This is a genomic window from Kribbella lupini (assembly GCF_039529595.1).
Taxonomy (GTDB): Bacteria; Actinomycetota; Actinomycetes; order Propionibacteriales; family Kribbellaceae; genus Kribbella; species Kribbella lupini.
This window is the reverse complement of the sequence record NZ_BAAANC010000003.1, coordinates 1236509-1257800: the sequence shown is the minus strand read 5'-3', so window position 1 is coordinate 1257800 and position 21292 is coordinate 1236509. Positions and strand designations below refer to the sequence as shown.

Annotated in this window: 17 protein-coding genes and 1 pseudogene; 13 read left to right on the top strand and 5 right to left on the bottom strand. The window is 70.3% G+C overall.

Annotated features, from left to right (window positions below):
• Window positions 1-5 precede the first annotated feature (5 nt).
• Together ABD235_RS32240 and ABD235_RS32235 are read left to right on the top strand one after the other, a co-directional pair.
• On the top strand, window positions 6-1532 hold the full coding sequence (locus ABD235_RS32240) for an MFS transporter (RefSeq protein ID WP_344181062.1): 1527 nt from the start codon (window positions 6-8) through the stop codon (window positions 1530-1532).
• A 270-nt stretch (window positions 1533-1802) separates the two neighbouring features.
• Window positions 1803-1985, top strand: coding sequence for a hypothetical protein (locus ABD235_RS32235; protein ID WP_344181061.1), 183 nt, complete (start codon window positions 1803-1805; stop codon window positions 1983-1985).
• A 139-nt stretch (window positions 1986-2124) separates the two neighbouring features.
• Here the strand turns inward: ABD235_RS32235 and ABD235_RS32230 are convergent, their stop codons facing one another.
• Window positions 2125-4227, bottom strand: coding sequence for an MFS transporter (locus tag ABD235_RS32230; RefSeq protein ID WP_344181060.1), 2103 nt, complete (start codon window positions 4225-4227; stop codon window positions 2125-2127).
• 86 nt (window positions 4228-4313) lie between these two features.
• Here ABD235_RS32230 and ABD235_RS32225 point away from each other — a divergent pair.
• Window positions 4314-5069 (top strand): annotated as a pseudogene (locus tag ABD235_RS32225) (DUF3027 domain-containing protein); the annotation flags it as partial.
• 258 nt (window positions 5070-5327) lie between these two features.
• On the opposite strand, the gene ABD235_RS32220 reads toward ABD235_RS32225, so the two are convergent.
• Complete coding sequence (locus ABD235_RS32220; protein ID WP_344181056.1) at window positions 5328-5648, bottom strand: DUF2530 domain-containing protein; 321 nt, start codon at window positions 5646-5648, stop codon at window positions 5328-5330.
• Between the two features lie 71 nt (window positions 5649-5719).
• Between ABD235_RS32220 and ABD235_RS32215 the strand changes: the two genes are divergently transcribed.
• Complete coding sequence (locus tag ABD235_RS32215) at window positions 5720-7186, top strand: NCS2 family permease (RefSeq protein ID WP_344181055.1); 1467 nt, start codon at window positions 5720-5722, stop codon at window positions 7184-7186.
• Between the two features lie 41 nt (window positions 7187-7227).
• On the opposite strand, the gene ABD235_RS32210 is transcribed toward ABD235_RS32215, so the two are convergent.
• The gene (locus ABD235_RS32210) at window positions 7228-8397 is read right to left on the bottom strand and encodes an InlB B-repeat-containing protein (protein WP_344181053.1); all 1170 of its coding nucleotides are present in this window, start codon (window positions 8395-8397) and stop codon (window positions 7228-7230) included.
• A gap of 210 nt (window positions 8398-8607) precedes the next feature.
• Between ABD235_RS32210 and ABD235_RS32205 the strand changes: the two genes are divergently transcribed.
• Window positions 8608-10674, top strand: a complete 2067-nt coding sequence (locus tag ABD235_RS32205; protein ID WP_344181052.1) for a S9 family peptidase — start codon at window positions 8608-8610, stop codon at window positions 10672-10674.
• On the opposite strand, the gene ABD235_RS32200 is transcribed toward ABD235_RS32205, so the two are convergent.
• Window positions 10616-11704: a hypothetical protein gene (locus ABD235_RS32200; protein WP_344181051.1), complete on the bottom strand. Its 1089-nt coding sequence runs from the start codon at window positions 11702-11704 to the stop codon at window positions 10616-10618. The genes ABD235_RS32205 and ABD235_RS32200 overlap by 59 nt on opposite strands.
• A 104-nt stretch (window positions 11705-11808) precedes the next feature.
• On the opposite strand from ABD235_RS32200, the gene ABD235_RS32195 reads away from it, so the two are divergent.
• The 3 genes from ABD235_RS32195 to ABD235_RS32185 all read left to right on the top strand — a co-directional run bounded on the left by ABD235_RS32195 (window position 11809) and on the right by ABD235_RS32185 (window position 15024).
• Window positions 11809-12258 (top strand): MarR family winged helix-turn-helix transcriptional regulator, encoded by a 450-nt coding sequence (locus ABD235_RS32195; protein WP_344181050.1) that lies wholly within the window; start codon window positions 11809-11811, stop codon window positions 12256-12258.
• Window positions 12255-13556 (top strand): MFS transporter, encoded by a 1302-nt coding sequence (locus tag ABD235_RS32190; RefSeq protein WP_344181048.1) that lies wholly within the window; start codon window positions 12255-12257, stop codon window positions 13554-13556. The genes ABD235_RS32195 and ABD235_RS32190 overlap by 4 nt, the downstream gene beginning before the upstream one ends.
• Window positions 13557-13623: 67 nt before the next feature.
• Window positions 13624-15024, top strand: coding sequence for a mycothione reductase (locus tag ABD235_RS32185; RefSeq protein WP_344181046.1), 1401 nt, complete (start codon window positions 13624-13626; stop codon window positions 15022-15024).
• Here the strand turns inward: ABD235_RS32185 and ABD235_RS32180 are convergent.
• Window positions 15021-16487 carry an LLM class flavin-dependent oxidoreductase gene (locus ABD235_RS32180; protein ID WP_344181044.1) on the bottom strand — a complete coding sequence of 489 codons (1467 nt, stop codon included), beginning with the start codon at window positions 16485-16487 and terminating at the stop codon, window positions 15021-15023. The two genes, ABD235_RS32185 and ABD235_RS32180, sit on opposite strands and share 4 nt — an antisense overlap.
• Before the next feature lie 30 nt (window positions 16488-16517).
• Between ABD235_RS32180 and thpR the strand changes: the two genes are divergently transcribed.
• The 5 genes from thpR to ABD235_RS32155 all read left to right on the top strand — a co-directional run bounded on the left by thpR (window position 16518) and on the right by ABD235_RS32155 (window position 21284).
• Entirely contained in the window at window positions 16518-17081 is a 564-nt protein-coding gene (gene thpR / locus ABD235_RS32175; protein WP_344181042.1) for an RNA 2',3'-cyclic phosphodiesterase, read from the top strand.
• A 42-nt stretch (window positions 17082-17123) separates the two neighbouring features.
• On the top strand, window positions 17124-17957 hold the full coding sequence (efeU, locus tag ABD235_RS32170) for an iron uptake transporter permease EfeU (protein ID WP_344181040.1): 834 nt from the start codon (window positions 17124-17126) through the stop codon (window positions 17955-17957).
• A gap of 39 nt (window positions 17958-17996) precedes the next feature.
• A complete protein-coding gene (efeO, locus tag ABD235_RS32165) occupies window positions 17997-19139 on the top strand; it encodes an iron uptake system protein EfeO (RefSeq protein WP_344181038.1) in 1143 nt (380 codons plus the stop codon).
• A complete protein-coding gene (efeB, locus tag ABD235_RS32160; protein WP_344181036.1) occupies window positions 19136-20407 on the top strand; it encodes an iron uptake transporter deferrochelatase/peroxidase subunit in 1272 nt (423 codons plus the stop codon). Before efeO ends, efeB begins: the two co-directional genes overlap by 4 nt.
• A 91-nt stretch (window positions 20408-20498) precedes the next feature.
• Window positions 20499-21284, top strand: a complete 786-nt coding sequence (locus ABD235_RS32155; RefSeq protein WP_344181035.1) for a hypothetical protein — start codon at window positions 20499-20501, stop codon at window positions 21282-21284.
• The last annotated feature ends 8 nt before the right edge of the window (window positions 21285-21292 follow it).

Sequence of the window (21292 nt, the reverse complement as noted above, 5' to 3'; positions counted from 1 at the left end):
GGGTCATGACCGAACGCGCCGGCCGGAAGGAGTGGATCGCGCTGGGGGTGCTCGCGCTGCCGCTGCTGCTGGTCTCGATGGACGTGTCGGTGCTCTACTTCGCCGTCCCCTTCATCTCGGCCGACCTCGGGGTCTCGGCGACCGAGCAGCTGTGGATCTTCGACATCTACGGTTTCGTGCTGGCCGGGATGCTGATCACGATGGGCGCGCTCGGCGACCGGATCGGCCGGCGCCGGCTGCTGCTGCTCGGCGCGGTCGCGTTCGGGCTGGCGTCGGTGGCGGCGGCGTACGCGCAGACCCCGGAGCAGCTGATCGCCGCCCGCGCGGCGCTCGGGATCGGCGGCGCGACGCTGATGCCGTCGACGCTGGCGCTGATCCGCAACATGTTCCACGACGCCGGCCAGCGGCAGAAGGCGATCGCGTTCTGGAGCGCGGTGATGCTCGGCGGGATCTCGCTCGGTCCGGTGCTCGGTGGAGTGTTGCTCGAGCACTTCTGGTGGGGCTCGGTGTTCCTGATCAACACGCCCGCGATGGTGCTGCTGCTGGTGATCGCGCCGGTGCTGCTGCCGGAGTTCAAGGCGCCCGCTCTCGGCCGGTTCGACCTGCTCGGGTCGGTACTGTCGCTGGCCGCGGTGCTGCCGGTGATCTGGGGGATCAAGGAGATCGCGGCGCACGGCGTGGACGCGCTGCCGGTGGTCGCGATCGTGGTCGGGCTGCTGATGGGCGTGGCGTTCCTGCAGCGGCAGCGCACTGCGGCGTACCCGATGGTGGAGCTGGGGATGTTCCGCAACCGGGCGTTCAGTGGCGCGTTGGCCGCCAACACGATCGGCGCGCTGGCGCTGGTCGGCAACGCGGTCTTCATGACGCAGTACCTGCAGTTGGTCCTCGGGCTCAGCCCTCTGAAGGCGGCGCTGTGGGCGCTCGTCCCGTCGATCGCCGTCGGCGCCGCTGCCCCGCTGTCGACCGTCCTCGCTGCTCGCATCGACCGTGCCTACGTGCTCGGTGGGGCCTTTCTCTTGTCGGCCGGCGGCTTCGTCGTCCTCACCCAGATCGAGGTCACCTCGGGTTTGTGGGTCCTTCTCACCGGCTCGGGTCTGCTGGCCGCGGGCCTGGTCATGGTGATGGCCCTGGTCACCGAAGCCGTAGTCGGCGCCGTGGCCCCCGAACGCGCCGGCTCGGCCTCCGCCCTGATGGAGACCTGCAGCGAATTCGGCGGCGCCTTGGGCATCGCCGTCCTCGGCAGCATCGGTACGGCGGCCTACCGCTCCGACCTCCAACTGCCGGCCGACCTCCCAGCCGGTGCTTTGGCGCGGGCCCAGGAGGGACTCCCTGCCGCCACCGCCGTAGCCGCGCAACTCCCGGCGCAACTCCATGACGCAGTGCTGGCCGCGGCCCGCCACGCCTTCAACCACAGCCTCAACACCGTGGCCGTCGTCGGAGCAGCCCTCCTGATCGCCACGGCCGTCACCATCACGGCGGTACTCCGAGGAACCACGGAGAAGAAAGCCGCCGAACCCGCCAAGCTCGCCTAGACGACCAGGGCTGCCGCCTGCAGCCACTCGACGCCAACCAGCCGAACAGGACTCGGCCGAAGCCGTACGCCTCCGACTCCGACGCCCACCACTGATCAACCGCGCCGAACACGCCCCGGCCGACTTCGCCGCCGCGGGGCAAGGCGCCGGCGGGAGGGTTGATCAGTGGTGGGCGTCGGTCGTCTGCGGACCTGCACCGCTCAGCAACCGTCGCGCCGCAGGGTGGTTGAGCGGGGCGTCTGGTGCGGCGCAGGCGTTGAGTGGAGGTTGGTGAGTGGTGGGAGTCCGCTGCTGCGGGAAGGCTCGGTCGGGGTCTCCGGTGCGGGGGCCGAGATCGCCGCGGTCGGGGCCAAGGTCGCGGCGACGGCCGCCGCGCCGCGCGGAGATGGTAGGTATGCCGCCGGGGTGGCGGTGAGTGCCGGCAGGGCCTGGCGCCAGCGGGTGGCGCCGTAGCGGATCACCGCAGGGGCGGCGCACACCTAGCTCGCCCTAGATCAGTGCGGATAACGGCGAGGGGACGGGCGACGGGGCGGCGACGGGCGAGGGGAGACGGCACCGGGGGATCGCGACGGTGTCTGGCGGCGGCGACTGGTCAGCGGGGGCGGCGGCGGCGGAAGAGGCCGGGGCGGGGTTCGACGCGGGTTTCGTCGTCCGGCCGGGTGCTGTTGGATCGGCGGTCCGACGAGGCGCTGCGGCGGGTCGACGGGTCGGCGTCAGCGCCGCGGCGGTGGGAGGCGGGTTGTTCGGCGGTGCGTTCGACGGTTGGTTCTTCGGCCCAGGGGGCTGGTTCGGCGACGGTTTCGTCGTCTTCGGGTTGGCCGCTCCACCAGCCGCCGGGGGTCGCCGGGGCGCCGGTGCTCGGGGTGGGCCGCGATCCGGCGGGGGAGGTGGTGCCGGGGGCCGAGCGAGGAGCGTCGTGATCTGCTGCGCGGGCGCCGGGCTCGCGCCGGCCGTCACCAGCGTTGATGCGGAGTTCGACGGTGGGTTCGGTCGTGCGGGACGTGTCGGTGCGGGGGCCCTCGGCTCGGCGTTCGCTGATGCGGGTGGTCGGGGGCTCGCTGGTCATCACCGTGCGGGTGGTGCCGTCGGCACGGGGGACCGGGCGGGTGTCGGCGTGCGGCGCGGGAGTGCGCGGGGCTGACGGGGTGGTCGCCGTACGGGGTTGCGGGGCGGGCTTGTGGCGGATGACCAGGAAGATCACGACGAGCAGGACGGCGGCGAGGAAGCCGAAGCCGAGGCGGGGGATGAGGGGGAGGACGATGCCGCAGCCGCCGCCGATCACCCAGGAGAGTTGGAGGACGGTTTCGGAGCGGGCGAAGACCGACGTCCGGACGGTTTCGGGGACGTCGCGCTGGATCATCGCGTCGAGGGACAGCTTGCCGAGCGAGCTGCACAGGCCGGCGACCAGGCCGAGCAGGATGAGGGTCGGGAAGCCGTAGAAGATCGCGACGGTGACGGCGATCGCGGCGTCCGCGAGCAGGACGACGAGGACGACGGCCTCGGGTTTTCTTGCCTTGAGCAACGATCCGGTCAGGGTCCCCAGGCTGTTGCCGAGGCCGGCGGCGGCGATCACGGCGCCGGCCGCGACCGCGCCGTCGAGGCCGCTGATCGGTTTGTCGCGGAGCAGGAACGCCAGGTACATGGTCAGGAAGCCCGAGACGAACCGCAGCCCAAGATTGCACCGGATGCCCCGCGACACCGCCGCGGTGATCGCGCGGCGCCGCGCCTCGCGTCCGGCCGAGCCGGTCATCTCCTCGCCGGCGGGCGAGTCCACGCGGCTGGGCAGGCGGATCGCGAGGATCAGGCCGACGGTGTAGACGACGGCGGCCCAGCGCAGCGACCACTCCGGCCCGATCGCCGCGAACGCGCCGGCGATACCGGCGCCGACCGTCGCACCGGCCACGCCCGCCAGCGAGATCCGCGAGTTGGCGGTGACGAGGGTGATCTCCTTCGGCAGCAGGCGCGGTACGGCGGACGCCCGCGTCACGCCGTACGCCTTGGAAGCGACCAGGCAGCCGAGCGCCGCCGGGTAGAGCCAGGTCGAGCTGTCGTGGATCGACGCGGCCAGGCTCCAGACCAGGAAGCCGCGCAGCCCGAGGGTCGCGCCGATCGCCCAGCGGCGGCCGTGCCGGAACCGGTCCAGGATCGGGCCGATCAGCGGAGCCATCAGCGCGAACGGCGCCATCGTCAGCAGCAGGAACAGCGCGACGCGGTCGCGCGCCTGCTCACTCGGTACGGCGAAGAACACCGTGCCCGCCAAAGAAACCGCAAAGGCAGTGTCACCCGCGGCGTTCACCGCGCCGAGCTCGATCAGCCGCGACAGCCCGGACTCGCGCGCACCCTGCGCGCCGGTCAGTCCCTGGATCCGCCGCCCGGTCGCCTTGCCCACCCGCCCGGTGACGCCGGCGGTCTTCTTCGAGATCGACGCGAACCCGGTGGCACCGACCTTCGAGGCGTGCCCGACCTTCTTGCTCGCACTCCCGAGCCGCTGCCCGGCCGTCCCCAACCGCTCACCGGCGGACTTCTTGGCGGAACCCGATCCGGGGTGGGAGTTGGAGCCGGCGCGCGTCCCCGGGCCGGAGTCGCCTGGCGGCTTCCCCGAGCCGGCGCCGACGCCGCCGCGGCCGCTCGAGCGCGAGCCGCGCTCGCCCGGCGGACCGGCGGAACCGGTGTTCGTCGGGTCGGGAGTCTCCATGCACCCATCCTGCCTTGTGCGGGGGACAGAGCGCAGGCGCGGCACGGTTCGGATTCCTTGGGGAGGGCGTGCGAGAATGACCGACTGTGACTCCCGTCAAAGCTCCGGAACCGGTCCGCGCCAAGCCCGACGCCGTCTGCGTCGCGGCGGTGGAACCTGCCCGCGACGCCGCGATCGAGGAAGCCGGCGCCGCGCAGGTCGGGGAACACCTCGGCTACACGGTCGAGGGCGAGCGCCTCGTCACGCACTACTTCGCCTCCACCCACCCCGGCTACAAGGGCTGGCGCTGGGCGGTCACGGTCACCCGCGCGTCGCGCGCGAAGACCGTCACCATCAACGAGGTCGTGATGCTGCCGGGCGACGTCGCGATCGTCGCGCCCGAGTGGGTGCCGTGGTCGGAGCGCGTCCAGCCGGGCGACCTGCGGCCGGGCGACCTGTTCCCGACGCTGCCGGAGGACCCGCGGCTCGAGCCCGGGTACACCGACACCACCGGCGCGCCCGACGAGGTGCTCACGGTCGTCGAGGAGCTCGGTCTGGGACGCGAGCGGGTGCTGTCGCCGATCGGTCGTGAGGACGCGGCCGAGCGCTGGTACGCCGGGGACTTCGGCCCGGCCTCACCGATCGCGCAGGCCGTGCCCTTCAAGTGCCACTCCTGCGGGTACTGGATCCGCCTGGCCGACCGCCTCGGCCAGGCCTTCGGCGCGTGCGCGAACGAGATGGCTCCGGGCGAGGGGCGCGTCGTCGCCTACGACTACGGCTGCGGAGCGCACTCCGACGTCGTGATCGACGCCCCGGACCACCCGTCGACCGAGCACGCGTTCGACACCACCGGGTACGACGAGCTGGCGATGCCGGTCGACCCGACGCCGGCCGAGGCCGACGACGAGCTCGCGGAAGCGGACGCCGTCCAGGCCGAGGTCGAGGCCGCGGCCGAGCCCGCGTCGGACGACGAGGTCGTGGACCTCGCCGAGGCCGTCGAAGAGAGCGTCGACCAGGACTGACCGGTCGTTCGGCTCAGAAGCAGCCGCGCAGACGGGGAGGGTCCGGCGCCTGGACGCCGTGTCGGAGTGGGCGTGCTGGCCTGCGCGTCGTACGGAAGCTCAGTCCTCGTGGGCCGGCGTGCCGTGCCCGGCCTGGATGCTCGACCAGCGCCGCTTGCAGTACGCGAGCCCGATCCACCCGAGGCCGAAGCCGGCGACCGTGACCCACAACCACCACTCGTCGCCGGACCGCTTCAGGTCGTCGTGGAAGATCAGCACCACCACGAACGCCAGCGCCCAGGCGACGATCCCGGCGATCACGGTCGGGATGCCGGACAGGTCGAGCGGCTTGACCTCGGCGTGCACCAGCTCACCGCGGGCCAGCTGACTGGTCGGGTCGTTGCGCTTCTTCGACGCCGGCACCGGCTGTTCGTCTGCCACGTGATCACCTTAACGCGTCGGCTCCGCCGGATCGCTCGCGCAGGCCCGCCCGGAACTGGCACGATGCGGTCATGAGCGAGCGCCCGGCTGTTGCCTCCCGCCCCGGTTTCCTGGACTCCTTCTTCAAGATCACCGATCGCGGCTCGACCGTTCCCCGGGAGATCCGCGGCGGGCTGGTGACCTTCTTCACGATGGCCTACATCGTCGTGCTGAACCCGTTGATCATCGGCACCGTCAAGGACGGCTCCGGCCAGTACGTCGGTGGCGGCACCGACCCGACCGCCTCGATCGCGAAGGTCGCCGTCGCGACCGCGCTGATCGCGGGCGTGATCACGATCCTGATGGGCCTGGTCGCGAACTTCCCGCTCGCGCTGGCCACCGGCCTCGGCCTGAACGCCTTCCTGGCCTACTCGGTCGCCTCGAAGATGACCTGGGCCGACGCGATGGGCCTGGTGGTGCTCGAGGGCATCATCATCCTGCTCCTGGTGCTCACCGGCTTCCGCCGAGCCGTCTTCGAAGCCGTACCACGGCAGCTCAAGATCGCGATCAGCGTCGGCATCGGCCTGTTCATCGCGTTCATCGGCGTGATCGACGCCGGCTTCGTACGCCGGCCCGCCGCACCCACCGGTCCGCCGGTCGAGCTCGGCGTCGGCGGCAGCCTGCGCGGCTGGCCGGTGCTGATCTTCGTGGTCGGCCTGGTCCTGATCGTCACGCTGTACGCGCGCAAGGTGAAGGGCGCGATCCTGATCGGCATCCTGGCCGCGACCGTGCTGGCGATCGTCGTCGAGGCGATCACGAACGTCGGCGCCCGCACCACCGACAACCCCGGCGGCTGGGGCCTGAGCGTGCCGGCGCTGCCGGACAACTGGTTCAGCAAGCCCGACCTCGACCTGCTCGGCGAGTTCAACCTGTTCGGTTCGTTCGAGAAGATCGGCGCGGTCTCGGCGATCCTGCTGATCTTCACGCTGATGCTGGCCGACTTCTTCGACACGATGGGCACGATGACCGCGATCGGCGCCGAGGCGAACCTGCTGGACGCCGACGGCAACCCGCCGAACGCGCAGCGGATCCTGATCGTGGACAGCGTCGCCGCGGCCGCCGGTGGTGCCGCGTCGGTGTCGAGCAACACGTCGTACATCGAGTCGGCCTCGGGTGTCGGCGAAGGGGCCCGGACCGGACTGGCCAGCGTGGTCACCGGGATCTGCTTCCTGATCTCGATGGTGGTCGCGCCGCTGGTCACGCTGGTCCCGTACGAGGCCGCGACGCCGGCGCTGGTGCTGGTCGGGTTCCTGATGATGACCCAGGTCAAGGGCATCGACTTCGACGACCTCGAGGTCGCCATCCCGGCGTTCCTGACCATCATCCTGATGCCGTTCACGTACTCGATCTCGGCCGGCATCGGCGCCGGGTTCGTCTCGTACACGCTGCTCAAGGTGGTCCGTGGCAAGGCCGGTCAGGTGCACCCGCTGATGTGGATCGTGTCGGCGCTGTTTGTGGTGTACTTCGCGATCGGCCCGCTGGGCGACTGGCTGACCTGAGGGCTTCCCCCGGCCCGGACGGGCCGGGGGAAGGTCCAGTACTACGCCTTGCGCCAGACCGCCGTGAGCGCGACGGCTCCGCGCGTGGTGGTGTGCAGCACGGTCGCGCCGTTCTTGTAGACGTAGGCCTTCCAGCCGCTCGGCTGGTGGCCCGCGGCGTACCAGCCGGTCTTGCTGGTGTCCTTCGGGTTCTGGTAGCGGGTCTTGTCGTCGCTGGACCGCTTCGCGGTCCAGCCGGCGAAGGTGTAACCGGCGCGGGTGAAGGTGTTCTTGCGCAGTGCCGTCGACCGGTCGTAGAGCACGATCGTCGGCGCCATCGATCCGGTGCCACCGTTCTTGGCGTAGGTCACCGTGAACTGGAAGCCGTCGAGGCGGTAGAGCCGGCCCGCGCCGATGTTGAAGCCCAGGTAGTAGGTGCCGCGCTGGTGGGTGAGGTGCTCGCTCTCCGAGCCGGAGGCGTACTCGTAGGTGCGGACCAGCTTGAACGCCCAGGTGTAGACGAAGATGCGGTTGGTCTTCTGGGCGCCCTTGGGGCTGGTGATGACGTAGACGTAGCTCTGGTCGCAATCGATGCCCTGGCCGGTGCCGGTCATCGCCAGCTTCGCCGACTTGCCGGTCTCCTTGAACGCGCTGTTGTAGGCGTAGTACTGGTTCAGCACACCGCCGGCGTACCGGTTGTTGACCGCGTCGTAGCACAGGCCGGTCGTCGTGTGCGGCAGCGTGACGGTCTTCTCGATCGCCAGCGTGCCAGGGTTGACGATGCGGACGGCCCGCGCCTGGGTCGCGCCCTGGACCGAGTCGTCGTTGGTCCAGGCGGGGATCAGCAGCCGGTTGGTGTCGGCGTTGTAGGCGATGTCGTTGCCGTGCCCGAGCAGGTTCGTGTGGTGACCGGAGCGGATCCGGAAGGTCGCGACCTTGGTCGGCTTGGCGGCGTACAGCTTGGTCTTGATCAGCTGGGTGGAGTCGTACGTCTTGGTGCCGGACTTGGCGTGCTCGGACACGACGCTGTACCAGTACGTCCCGTCCGTGACCCCGCCGTTGAGCGCCGTGTACTTGGTGGAGGTCGGTGTGGCCGTGCCGGCCAGGGTCGGACCGGTGACCCTCGGCAAGGCGGCGCTCGCGGTCACTGTGCCGCCGATCGTGAGCGCGGTGGCGGCGCCGAGCGCGACCACGGTCCGCGCTGCGCGGCCGATTCCGGAACGAGTCAGCATGAAGCCCCCTTCGCTGCGTGCGATGCCTCCCTGCGAAGCCGCACTGGTCCGCACGATAGGGGCCGAGGGAGGTCAAGGGAGGCGCCTCGGGTCCTGGTCGGTTCCTGTCGGCTGGTAGACTGCCGGTGTCTTCGGGCTCTCCGATTCGAGAAGTGTCTCCGTAAAAATCCCCTTTCCGCGGTTGCTGGTACGACGCCAAGACTCTCGGTTATGGACAACTACCTCGAGACCTATCCCGCCTCATCGGCCCGCACCCAACGCTTCACCCTCGGCCTGCCGAAGGCTTTCGCCGCCTCCCCGGACGGTGAGCGCGTGCTGTTCCTGCGCACCCGCGGCCCCGAGGACCGCACCAGCTGCCTGTGGATGCTGGACGGTGACGAGGAGCGGCTGCTGGTCGCTCCCGAGCAGCTCGGCGCCGACGGCCCGATCCCCGAGGCCGAGAGGATCCGCCGCGAACGCACCCGGGAACGCAGCAGCGGCATCGTCGCCTTCTCCGCCGACGAGCAACTGACGGTCGCCGTCTTCCCGGTCAGCGGCAAGCTCTGGCACCTCGAGCTGCAGACGGGCGCGCTCCGCGCCCTGGACACCCCGGGCACAGTCGTCGACCCACGGCTCGATCCGACCGGCCACCGTGTCGCCTACGTGACCGACGGCAGCCTGCACGTTCTGGAGCTTGCCGATGGCAACGATCGGCAGCTGGCCGCCGCCGATGGTCCCGACGTGTTCTGGGGCCTCGCCGAGCACGTCGCCTCCGAGTCGATGCACCGCACCCGCGGTCACTGGTGGTCGCCCGACGGCACCCGCCTGCTCGCCACTCGGGTGGACCAGACCCAGGTCCAGCGCTGGTGGATCGCCGATCCGGCCAACCCCGCGACGCGTCCTCGCGAGATCGCCTACCCGGCGGCCGGTACGCCGAACGCCGTGGTCACCCTGCACGTCCTCGACCTCGACGGCGGACGGGTCGACATCGAGCAGGGCGACCTCGAGTACCTGCCCACGGCGGCCTGGGACGCGCACGGCGTACTGCTCAGCGTCCAGTCCCGCGACCAGAAGACCGTACGGGTCCTCGCCGCCGACCCGTCCACAGGCCGAACCGAGCTCCTCCACGAGCAGCGCGACGACGCGTGGGTCGAGCTCGTCCCCGGCACACCGGCCCGGACCGCCTCCGGCAAGCTCGTGGTCGCCGACGACACCCCCTCCACCCGCCGCCTCCTGGTGGACGGCCGGCCAGTGACTCCCGAGGGCCTCCAGCTCCGGGCGGTCCTGGAGGTCACCGGTGAGTCCGTTCTCTTCCAGGCGAACGACGAGCCGACCGAGCGCCACCTGTGGCTGCACGACCCCGCCGGGCTCCACCAGTTGACCACCAGCCCAGGTGTCCACACCGCCGCCGGTGGCGTGGTCGTCTCCAACACCGAGACCGGCCAGACGTTCGCCGTACGACGTACTGGTCGCCAGATCCAGTCCCTGGCGGCCCGGCCGGCTCTGCAGCCACGCATCACCTGGCTGCGCGCCGGCGAGCTGCAACTCCGGACCGCGCTCGTCCTGCCCACCTGGTACGAGCCGGGGACCACACTGCCCGTCCTGATGACCCCGTACGCCGGTCCGGCGCTCCAGGTCGCGGTCCGCGCCACCACTCCGCTGTGGCCGACCGCCCAGTGGTACGCCGAAGCAGGCTTCGCGGTGATCATCGCCGACGGCCGCGGTACGCCGGGCCGCGGTCCGGCCTGGGACAAGACCGTGTACGGCGACACCCTGTCGCTGCCGCTCGAGGACCAGGTCACCGCACTGCACGCCGCCGCGGAGCACTGCCCCGACCTGGACCTGACGCGCGTCGGCATCACCGGCTGGAGCTACGGCGGCATCCTGTCGACCATCGCCGTACTGCGTCGGCCGGACGTCTTCCACGCCGCTGTCGCCGGTGCCGGTCCGAGCGACCCGAGGCTGTACGACACGCACTGGCGTGAGCGCTTCCTCGGCCACCCGGACGACAACCCGGAGGCCTACGACCGCAGCTCACCTCTCCCGGAGGCCGCACGGCTGTCCCGCCCGCTGCTGCTGGTGCACGGCCTGGCCGACGACAACGTGGTCGCTGCTCACACCCTCCGCATGTCAGCCGCGCTCCTGGCGGCCGGTCGGCCGCACCAGGTGCTGCCGCTGTCCGGTGCGACGCACATGCCCACCGACGTGGCGACCGCCGAGGGGCTGCTCCGCCATCAGCTCAACTTTCTGCGGGAAGCACTCGGGATCGCAGCTCCAGGTACTCCGCCCGTGCGGTGAACAGGGTGCGCAGCTCGTCGGTGACGTTGTCGAGGAACTCGGTGCGGTAGGTGGCGTCCGTCATCAGTGAGATCGAGTAGTACAGCCCGGTGAAGTTCGCGATCCCGACCGCGACCTTCACCAGGGCCGCGCTGATCAGCACCGGGTGGCCGAGCAGGTCGAACGTGTACGACCACGAGCCGGTCTCGACACCCCAGCCGGTGTAGATCTTCTCGCTGATCGCGAGCATGCCGAAGGCAACGAAGAAGGCGCCGACGCCGGCGCTGACCACCAGGACCTGCATCCACTGCCGGACCACCAGGCTGATGCTCAGGTTCAGCCGCTGGATCCGGCGCAGCGGTGGGCCGGTACCGGCGTCGCGCTCGATCTTGTCCAGCTCCTGCGGCAGGCGCAGGACCAGGAACAGGTCGCTGAGCAGGGCGAACGCGATCGCGGAGAGCACGATGAACGCGATCGGCATGCCCGCGAAGACCTGCCACATCTCGGTGTTCACGAACAGCACGAGGGAGAACACGAGCAGCAGCGGCAGCGCCCGGATCAGGCTGGCCAGCGAGTTCGCCAGCTCGCTCGCGAGGCGTCGTACGCCCCAGATCGTCGTACCGATCAGGCCGTAGCCGACCACGACGTACACGAGGCCGAGCAGGACCAGGTTGCTGACCGCGACGCCCAGGAACTGCTTCCACTGGAAGTGCGAGACCACGGGCAGCAGCGCGGGCAGGAGCACGAACACGGCCAGCTCGGGCGTCCCGAACCGGGTCGGGAACGACCAGAACGGCCGTCCGCGCATCCCGTTCAGCAGGCCGAAGCCGCCGATCAGGACGGCCAGCCCGCCGAGCACGGCCAGAGCGTTCTGCCACCAGTGCCAGGTCAGTTCGATCGCGCCGAGCACCTCGGCGAGGAAGACCAGCGCCAGCACCGGCGTGGCCCGGGCGAAGATGTCGTGCGTCGGCGAGAAGTCCTCGATGAACAGCGGCAGCCCGGCCCGCCGGAACCGTTGCTCGTACTTCACCAGCTCGACCGGAGTCCCCATGGCGGCTCACCCTAGCCGCCGGCGGTGTCGCGCCGCCCGGACCACCGGGCGGAATGTCCGGAAACTCTTTTTCGTTAGCAAAGGTAATGAGTTATGCTAATGACATGCCCGAGATCGTAGCCCAGCAGGTGAAGAGCGACGTCGGGCTGGCCAGCGCGCTGCGGTCGTCCACCCTGCGGCTGTCCCGCCAGCTCCGGCGGCAGCGCGAGGACGGGCACGACCTGACCGCGAACCAGCTCGGCGTCCTCGGTGCGCTCGGCAAGCACGACGCGATGACCGTCGGTGAGCTGGCCGCGCACGAGCAGGTCAAGCCCCCGTCGATGACGCGCATCGTGTCGAACATGGAGGAGGCGGGTCTGGTCGTCCGCCGCCCGCACGCGACGGACAAGCGCCAGATCGTGGTCGAGCTGACCGACGCCGCCCATGCCCTGCTGCGCGCCAACCGGCGCCGCCGCGACGAGTGGCTGCAGACCAAGCTGAAGAAACTGACTCCCGAGGAGCGCGACATCCTGCGCAAGGCAGCACCTGTTCTCGAACGACTGGCGGGCTCGTGAGCCCGACCTTCCGGGCCTTCAAGGTCCGCAACTTCCGTCTCTACGCCTCCGGCGCGATCATCTCCAACACCGGCACCTGGATGCAGCGGGTCGCCCAGGACTGGCTGGTCCTCGAGCTGACCCACTCCGGGACGGCGCTCGGCATCGTCACCGGCCTGCAGTTCCTGCCGGCCCTGCTGCTGTCGCCGTACGCCGGTCTGGTGGCCGACCGCTTCCCGAAGCGCCGGGTGCTGACCATCACCCAGCTGGCGATGGGCTCCGTCGCGCTCGTGCTCGGCACGCTCGCCGTCACCGGCGTCGTGCAGGCCTGGCACGTCTTCGCGCTGGCCTTCCTGTTCGGCGTCGGCACCGCCTTCGACGCCCCGACCCGGCAGGCCTTCGTGGTCGAGATGGTCGGCAAGGACGACCTGCAGAACGCGGTCGGCCTGAACTCGGCGTCCTTCAACGCCGCCCGGCTGATCGGCCCCGGCCTGGCCGGCCTGCTGATCGCCTGGATCGGGACCGGTCCGGTGATCATCATCAACGGCCTGAGCTACGCCGCGGTGATCCTGTCGCTGTGGCTGATGGTGCCCGACGAGCTGCACACGCCGAAGATGGCGGCCCGGGACAAGGGCATGATCCGCGACGGCATGCGCTACCTGTGGCGCCGGCCGGACCTGATGATGGTGCTGGTCGCGGTGTTCTTCGCCGGGACCTTCGGGCTGAACTTCCAGATGACGTCGGCCCTGATGGCCACCAGCGCGTTCCACAAGGGCGCGGGGGAGTACGGCATCCTCGGCTCGATCCTCGCCATCGGCTCGCTGATCGGAGCCCTGCTGGCGGCCCGCCGGGTCCGGACCAGGGGCCGGCTGGTGATCGGCGCCGCGCTGGCCTTCGGGGTGATGGACGTGGTCAGCGGCCTGATGCCGACCTACCTGTCGTTCGCCGCGGTGCTGCCGCTGGTCGGGTTCACCGCGCTGACGATGCTGACCGCGGCCAACGCGACCATGCAGCTCGGCATCGAGCCGACCATGCGCGGCCGGGTGATGGCGCTCTACATGACCGTCCTGATGGGCGGTACGCCGATCGGCTCGCCGTTCATCGGCTGGATCGGCCAGGAGTTCGGCGCCCGCTGGTCGCTGGTCGTGGGCGGTGGACTCACCATTCTCGGCACGGTCGGTTCGGTGCTGTACTTCTCCCGCCGCCAGGGCCTGGCCATCCGGCCTCACCTGCTCCCGCGGCCCCGCCTGGAGGTACTGCCGCAGAGCGAACTGCTCGCCGACAAGGCGACGGTGGACACCAGCCCCAAGGTCGCCTGACCTTTCGGCCCGCGAACGGCCGCCGGGGGTGGCGGGCCGGCGTTTGATGACAGGGTCAGAATGGGGTGTGACTCATTACGACCTGGCGATCATCGGCACCGGCTCGGGCAACTCGATCCTCGACGGGCGGTTCGCGGACCTCAAGACGGCGATCGTCGAGCGCGGCACCTTCGGCGGGACCTGCCTGAACGTCGGCTGCATCCCGACCAAGATGTTCGTGCACACCGCCGACCTGGCCAAGACGCCGTCGTACAGCTCCCGCTTCGGCGTCGACGAGGACCTCACCGGCGTCCGCTGGCCGGACATCCGGGACCGCATCTTCGGGCGGATCGACCCGATCGCGGCCGGCGGCGAGGAGTACCGCGAGCACCACGCCGACAACGCGAACGTGACCGTGTACCACGGCACCGGCCGCTTCACCGGGACCAAGGAGCTGTCGATCACGGCGGCCGACGGGTCGGTCCGGGTGATCACCGCCGACCGCATCGTGCTCGCCGCCGGCAGCCGCCCGAACGTCCCGTTCGTTCCGGGCCTGGCCGAGGTCGGCTACCACACGTCGGACACGATCATGCGGCTCGGCGAGCTGCCGGCCCGGCTCGGGATCATCGGCAGCGGGTTCGTCGCCGCCGAGTTCGCGCACGTGTTCGCGTCGCTCGGCGTCGAGGTCACGCTGATCGCGCGCTCCGGCCTGCTGCTGCGCCACGAGGACACCGAGATCGCGACCCGCTACACCGAGCTCGCGTCCGCGGCGTACGACGTCCGGCTGAACCACGACACGGTCAGTGCTTGCCGCCTGGACGACGGCTCGATCGGGCTGGAGACCCTGAGCCCGGGCGGCCGCGACGAGATCGCCGTCGACGAGGTCCTGGTCGCGATCGGCCGCCGCCCGAACTCCGACCTGCTGGACCCGGCCGCGACCGGCGTGACCCTCGACGAGGACGAGCGGGTCGTCGTCGACGCCCACCAGCAGACGGTCGTCGACGGCATCTACGCGCTGGGCGACCTGTCGTCGAAGTACCAGCTCAAGCACGTCGCGAACCACGAGGCCCGGGTCGTCCAGCACAACCTGCTGCACCCCGACGAGCAGATCGAGTCCGACCACCGCTACGTCCCGTCCGCCGTGTTCGGCTCGCCGCAGATCGCGTCGGTCGGGCTCACCGAGGAGGAGGCCGTCGAACAGGGCGTCCAGTACGTCGTGGGCCGCGCCGAGTACGCCGGGATCGCGTACGGCTGGGCGATGGAGAACACGACCGGCTTCGCCAAGCTCCTCGCCGATCCGAAGACCGGCCTGCTGCTCGGCGCCCACATCATCGGCCCTCAGGCCAGCGCGATCCTCCAGCCGATCATCCAGGCGATGAGCTTCGGCCTCGACGCCCACACGATGGCGCGCGGCCAGTACTGGATCCACCCGGCGCTGCCCGAACTGATCGAGAACGCCCTCCTCGACCTCCCGCTCGCGAAGGGCTAACGGAAGGCGGCGATCACCTCGCCCGCGGTGTCCAGCGGGCCGAGGTCGTCGTCCAGGGCGGGCAGGCTGAACATCACCTCGGCCGCGCCCGCCTCCGCGAGCTCGCGGAAGCGGCTGACCTGGTCGGCGACCGTGCCCGCGTTCACGGCCGCGGCGTACTTGGCGGGGTCCTGGTTGCGCGGCCGCAAATGGTTGACCAAGGCATCGACCTCCCGCTGGTCACGACCGATCAGCGTCGTCGACAGGTGGGTGAGCTCGATCTGCCGCGGCCGGCCTTTCAGGTACTCAGCCTTCTCGCGCACTTGATCAGCACCGCCGAACACGTTGGCCGCGTCGGCGTACCGGGCAGCCAAGCGCAGAGTTCTCAGGCCGCTTCCACCCACCAGCAAGGGGACTCGCTCCTGCAACGGGCGCGGATAGCAGGTGGTGTCCGGTACGTCGAGAACCTTGCCCCTGAAGGGTTTGTTGCCCGCTCCCCACATCGCCGGCAGCAACTGCAGCGCGTCCTCAAGCAGGGCGTACCGCTCACCGACCGCCGGAAACTCCCACCCGTACGCCTTGTGCTCGGCCTCGAACCACCCCAGCCCGACGCCGCACACCGCGCGCCCGCCGCTCAGCACGTCCAGCGTGGCCGCGATCTTCCCCAGATGCGCGACGTTCCGGTAGGTGATCCCACTGACCAGCGTCCCCAACCGAACCCGCTCCGTGCACGCCGCCAGATAAGCGAGCGTCGTCCAACTCTCCAGGAAGTCCTCCCAGGCCCGCCCGACCTGCGGGATCTGCCGGAAGTGATCCATCACGTACACCGCGTCGAACCCCGCGGCCTCCGCCCGTACGCCGACCTGCCGGATCCACTCGCCCGTCGTCTTCCGCCCGCCCTTGTGCGTGTAGCTGCTCACCTGCAGCCCGAACCGCAACCCCGACGGCGCCTCCTCCTGTCGCCGTACCGCCGCTTCCGCCTGGACGAACGCCTCCGGCACCACCCGGACCTCGGTCGCCGCCTGCAGCACCTCGTCGAACCCGTCGCCCGGCAGCTCTTTCTTCACCGCGCCCCACGTCTTCAACTGCGCCGTCAGCACGTCCGCCGGAATCCGCTTCGCCCGCTCCCGGTTCCGCCGCCGGCACTCGGCGGCCGGCGTGTCGAAGGCCACCGCCACACACGGCACGCCGTGCTCCCGAGCCAACGCCAACCACCCGAGCCGCCGCTCCCGATCCATCCCCAACGTGTCGATGACGGTCGTCAACCGCCGCCCGATCCGCTGCCGCACCACCTGCTCCAGCAACGCGAACGCATCCGCACTCGCCGCCAGATCGTCCTCCCCGGCCCCCACCAGCGCCCGCAGCCGATCACTCGACACCACCAGCTCCGTCGCAAACCGCGCCGCCGCCCACGTCGACTTCCCCGCCGCCCCCGGTCCCACCAGCACCACCACACACGGCGAAGGCAACTTCCGCTCGTCCATACCTCAGTGTGCGGTCTCTATCCTGTGGGGATGCGATTGTTCGTGGCCGTGGTGCCGCCGGTGGAGGTTGTCGAGCATCTGAGTGAGTACGTGGAACCGCGCAGGTCGCACCCGGACGAGGACGTCCGGTGGGCCAGTGACGAGACCTGGCACATCACCCTCGCGTTCCTGGGTGAGGTGCCGGAGTGGAAGACCGATGAACTGGGGGAGGGGCTGGAACGGGCCGCCGCCCGGCAGAAGCCGTTCGATCTGAGCCTGGGCCGGGCGGGCGCTTTTCCCGGCGTACCGAATGCCCGGGTGCTGTGGACGGGCGTGCGGGACGAGACCGAGGCGCTCAAGCACCTCGCGATGACGACGCGGGCGGCGGCCAACAAGGCCGGTGTCACCGTCGACGGCCGGAAGTTCACGCCGCACCTGACGCTGGCCCGGATGCGGCGGCCGATGGACGTGGTGAAGTACGTCCGGGTCCTCGACGAGTACCAGGGACCGACCTGGACCGCGGACCGGCTGCAGCTGATCTCGTCCCGCCTGGGCGAGGGGCCGGGCCACGGTGCGGCGTACGACACAGTGGGCGAATGGGAATTCTTAGGCTAACCTTCCGAAGGTTAGACAACCCTAAGCTCCAGGAGTACCGCCATGCTCGCCAACTACCTCATCGGCCTCCGTGAGGGACTGGAAGCATCCCTGGTGGTCAGCATCCTGGCCACCTTCCTGGTCAAGTCGGGTCACAAGGACCGGCTCAAACTGGTCTGGGCCGGCGTGGCCGCGGCGGTCGCCGTCGCGGTCGCCGGCTGGGCGCTGCTGCAGTTCATCACCTCGCTGACCGCCAAGTCCTTCACCGCCCAGGAGACGATCGGCGGCGTGATGTCGATCGTCGCGGTCGGCTTCGTCACCTGGATGATCTTCTGGATGCGCAAGGCGTCCCGCAGCATCGCCCGGGAGCTGCGCGAGCGGATGGGGGCCGCCCTCGAGGTCGGCCCGGCCGCCGTCGTGCTGCTCGCCTTCCTGGCCGTCTTCCGGGAAGGCATCGAGACCGCCTTCATCGTCTACGCCTCGGCCGCGACGGCGACCACCGCGACGCCGTTCGTCGGCGTACTGCTCGGTCTGGCCACCGCCGTCGGGCTCGGCTTCCTGATCTACCGCGGCGCGGTCAAGATCAACCTGGGCGTCTTCTTCAACTGGACCGGCGCCCTGCTGATCCTGGTCGCGGCCGGCATCTTCGCGTACGGCTTCCACGACCTGCAGGAAGCCGGCATCCTGCCCGGCCTGCAGACGCTCGCCTTCGACATCTCCCACGTGATCCCGCCGGACAGCTGGTACGGCGTGGTGCTGAAGGGGATCTTCAACTTCAACCCGTCGCCGACCGTGATCGAGCTGACCGCCTGGCTGGTCTACCTGATCCCGGTCCTGGTGCTGTACTTCCGTCCGGTCAAGCACACACCGGCCCCCGCGGTTCCCGCCCAAGCCTGAACCACAGCCCGAACGACCCGTCCGTCGACAAGGAACACCATGAACCCGATCACCACCCGCCGAGGCCTCGCTGCCGGCTCCGTACTGCTGCTGGCCGCTCTGGCCGGCTGTGCCGAGGACACCCCGGAGGCCGCGCCCGGTGACACCACCGGTCCGGTCGCGGTGAAGGCTTCCGACGACGGCTGCGACCTCAGCCGCCGGGACGTGAAGTCCGGGACCAGCACCTTCTCGGTCTCCAACGGCGGCAGCAAGGTCACCGAGTTCTACGTGTACGCCGAGGGCGACCGCGTGATGGGCGAGGTCGAGAACATCGGCCCGGGCCTCAAGCGCGACCTGATCGTGGAGCTGCCGACCGGCAAGTACCAGGCGGTCTGCAAGCCGGGCATGATCGGCGACGGCATCCGCGGCGACCTGACCGTCACCGGCGACGCGGCCGCGCAGGTCGACGGCGACACAGCGCTGAAGGACGCCACGGTTTCCTACCAGCGGTACGTGAACTCCCAGGCGATCGCGCTGGAGGAGAAGACCACCGAGTTCGTCACCGCGGTCAAGGCCGGTGACGTCGCCAAGGCCAAGGCGCTGTTCCCGGTCTCGCGCACGTACTGGGAGCGGATCGAGCCGGTCGCGGAGTCGTTCGGCGACCTGGACCCGAAGATCGACGCCCGCGTGAACGACGTCGAGCCGGGCACGGAGTGGACCGGGTACCACCGCATCGAGCAGGCGCTGTGGGAGAAGAACACGACCGCCGGGATGGCCAAGTACGCCGACCAGCTGCTCGTGGACGTCAAGACCGTGGTGAGCAAGGCCAAGACCGTTCAGCTGAACCCGCTCCAGCTGGCCAACGGCGCCAAGGAACTGCTCGACGAGGTCGCCACCGGCAAGATCACCGGTGAGGAAGACCGCTACTCCCACACCGACCTGTGGGACTTCCAGGCCAACGTCGAGGGCTCGCAGGCCGCGATCCAGGCCCTGCGCCCGGCGCTGCAGCAGCGCGACGCCGCCCTGGTCGCCACCCTGGACACCAACTTCAAGGCCGTCTTCGCGGCGGTCGACAAGTACCGCGTGGGCGACGGCTTCAAGCCGTACCAGCCGACGGCCGACGAGCGCAAGCAGCTCGGCATCGTCGTCGACGCGCTGGCCGAGCCGGTCAGCAAGGTCGCCGGGGTCATCGCCAAGAAATGAGTGAGCCGAAGAAGAAGGGCATCTCCCGCCGCAGCCTGTTCGGTGCGGCGGGGGCAGCTGTTGCCACCGGTGTTGCCGGGTACACCGCCCACTCCGTCATCAGCGGCGAGGAGTCGCAGGCCGCCGACAGCACCGGCCCGGTCGAGTTCCACGGCGCGCACCAGGCCGGGATCGTCACCCCGGCCCAGGACCGGCTGCACTTCGCGACCTTCGACGTCACCACCGACAAGCGCGACGCCGTCATCGCGCTCCTCAAGGAGTGGACGGCCGCCGCCGCGCTGATGACCGCCGGCCGCGACATCGGCCAGTACGGCGCGGTGAACGGCCCGGCCGAAGCCCCGCCGGAGGACACCGGCGAAGCCGTCGGCCTGCCGCCGGCCCGGCTCACCCTGACGATCGGCTTCGGGCCCAGCTTCTTCCAAGATGCCAAGGGCAACGACCGCTTCGGCCTCAAGGGCAAGCGGCCGGAGGCACTCGTCGACCTGCCGCACTTCATCGGCGACAACCTCGACCCCGCCCGCAGCGGCGGCGACATCGCCGTACAGGCGTGCTCCGACGACCCGCAGGTCGCCGTGCACGCGATCCGCAACCTTGCCCGGATCGGCTTCGGTACGACGGCCGTGCGCTACTCCCAGCTCGGCTTCGGCCGGACGTCGTCGACGTCGCGCGCGCAGACCACGCCGCGCAACCTGTTCGGCTTCAAGGACGGCACCAACAACCTGAAGCTCGAGGACACCGCCAAGCTCGAGGAACAGCTCTGGGTGCAGCCCGAGGACGGGCCCGAGTGGATGGTCGGTGGCTCCTACCTGGTGTCGCGCCGGATCCGGATGACCATCGAGACCTGGGACCGGACGTCGCTCAGCGAGCAGGAGACCATCGTCGGCCGCGGCAAGGGCACCGGCGCCCCGCTCGGCAAGTCCGACGAGTTCGACCCGATCGACTTCACCGCCAAGACCGCCGACGGCGAGCTCAAGGTCGCCAAGGACGCGCACATCCGGCTGGCCCACCCGCAGTTCAACAACGGCGCCGAGCTGCTCCGCCGCGGCTACAACTTCGTCGACGGCTCCGACGGACTCGGCCGCCTCGACGCGGGCCTGTTCTTCCTGGCCTACCAGCGCGACCCGCGCAAGCAGTTCATCCCGATCCAGAACCAGCTCGCCCGCTCCGACGTCATGAACGAGTACATCCGGCACGTCGGCTCCGGCATCTTCGCCTGCCCGGGCGGCGTACCGGCCGGCTCGTACTGGGGCGAGAAGCTGTTCAGCTGAAGGCCGATGCCTGCGGCAACGAACAACGCGCCGGAAGTCCAACCTTTCGACCAGGACGCAAATGATCCGGCGCGACCCTAGAGTGCGTTCCGTGGCCAATCACTACGGACAACCAGGACCTCAGTACGGGGGCTACCCGCCGCCACCTCAGCCGCCGCCCAGGAAGTCGCGGGCCGGACTGGTCGTGGTCGGCATCGTGGCGGCGCTGGCGATCGCCGGGACCGGCATCATCCTTGCCACTGGCAACGGTGACGACAGCGCCGGTGCTCCGACCGCGACCCGGCCGGTGGACGACAAGCCGACGGAGCCGGCGGGCAGCCCCACGCCCGGCGGCAGCCCGACGGCCGCCGACAGTCCCAGTGCGAAGGTCAGCCCGAGCGCCCCGCCGGCCTGCAAAGGCTGCTTCCCCGGGGTGACGGTCAGCGGGCTCGTGAACACGCTGAAGTCCAAGGGCTACCGGTGCACCGAGGACCGCATCCTCGGGATCGAGTGCGACAAGGGCAACCTCGAGATCGGCATCGACCGTGCCCTGTCCGACAAGAACTCCGTCGAGAGCGTCGACTTCGGCGGTCGCGCCACCGGCAAGGGCGAGTTCCCGCAGGGACCGGACCGGGCGTTCGCGACGCTGAAGGCCGGTCTGCCGGGCGTGCTCCCGCTGGCGGTCCACGACGCGGCGGTCCGGCAGCAGATCACGGCCTTCACCACGCAGCACGCCGGACAGGCGAACGGCGGTCCGAGCACGGTGAAGGAGGCCAGGTTCGGCGTCTTCCGGCTCTCGATCCACGGGGTCAGCGGAGCGACGGTGGGCCGGGGTGCTCGCGCCAGCTCCAGCTTCTCCACGTCGGTAACCGTCTACGCCGCGTCGGCGTTCGAATGACACGACGC